This window comes from Mesorhizobium sp. M7A.F.Ca.CA.002.04.1.1 (genome assembly GCF_004022805.1).
GTDB lineage: Bacteria > Pseudomonadota > Alphaproteobacteria > Rhizobiales > Rhizobiaceae > Mesorhizobium > Mesorhizobium ciceri.
Map to the genome: position 1 here is coordinate 1 of NZ_RZPL01001074.1, position 1,253 is coordinate 1,253.

Annotated in this window: 2 protein-coding genes; both read right to left on the reverse strand. The window is 61.9% G+C overall.

Annotated elements, in window-relative coordinates:
- Window positions 1-780 (reverse strand): ferrochelatase (gene hemH / locus ENZ75_RS32225; RefSeq protein ID WP_128278627.1); only part of this gene is annotated, 780 nt, incomplete at its 3' end.
- Between the two features lie 234 nt (window positions 781-1,014).
- On the reverse strand, window positions 1,015-1,253 hold a 239-nt coding region (locus ENZ75_RS32230), incomplete at its 5' end, for a LysM peptidoglycan-binding domain-containing protein (RefSeq protein ID WP_128278628.1).

Sequence of the window (1,253 nt, forward strand, 5' to 3'; positions counted from 1 at the left end):
GATCAGTTTCCTGTCATCCCAGCCGAGCCGTTCGCGCAACAGCCGCGTCGTCTTCTGGCAGTGGCAATGATAGGGATCGCCCTTCTCGAAATAGGGTTTTGGAATGCCGTGATAGGAGGTGATGACCACCTCCGGCTCGAAATCCAGCGTCGCCAGATGCCGTTCGATCGAACGCGCCAGCGCCTCGATATAGACCGGCTCGTCATAGTAGGGCGGCACGCTGCGGACGGCCGGCGCGCGGCGCATCTTCATCAGCGCGCGAAACAGCTGGTCGTTGGCTGTTGCCGTGGTCGTCGCCGAATATTGCGGATAGAGCGGAAACGAAAGAATGCGGTCGCAGCCCTGGTCGGCCAGACGCTGGGCAATGCTGGCGGTCGAAGGATTGCCATAGCGCATCGCCCAGTCGACGACGACATCAGGCAGGTCGCGCAGCGCTTCGGCCAGCTTTTCGGCCTGGGCACGGGTGTAGGTGCGCAGCGGCGACTCGTTCTTTTCCCGGTTCCAGATCCGGGCGTAATTGGCGCCCGACTTCTTGGGGCGCGTGGTGAGCACAAGTCCATAGAGGATCGGATACCAGATCGCCCTGTTGAGCTCGATGACGCGCGGATCGGACAGGAATTCACGCAGATACCGCCACATCGGCTTGAAATCGGTGCCATCGGGCGTGCCCAGATTGACCAGCATGACGCCGATCTTGCCCGCCTTGACCGGCGGATGCCCAGCGGGCAACGGGCCGAGCGCTTTTGCGACCTTGGGATCGGCAGGGGTGGGAAGCGTCATAAGGGTTCTCCGGGAGACGCGAACCTAACCATCTTGCGCGCGCATTCAATGCAGCGTCTGGCCGCACCTTAAAGCGGATTGTCCGAATGGATTCAGACGACCCGCTTTAACTCTTTGTTTTATGCATGTCGTTTTCCCAAAACCGAGGTCACTTTTGGGCGACATGCATTAGCCCGAAAACAGGACGCCCGTCCGGTTTTCGGACGGGCGGTGTCATTCAGGCATATAAGCGAGCTATTTCGGCGGGATGGTCAGGGTTGCGCCGACAGGAAGCCGGCGGGGTTCGTAGCCCTTGTTGGCGCCCGAAATGACCTTCCACCTGGCGCCGTCGCCATAGGCTTTCTTGGCCAGATCCCAATAGGTGTCGCCGGCAACGATGACATGGCTGGCTTCCGCTGGCGCGGCCTCAGCAGGCTTTGCCGGCTCGGCCGGTGCCGGCGCGGCTGGTGGCGCTGGCGGGGGGGGTGCTCCTT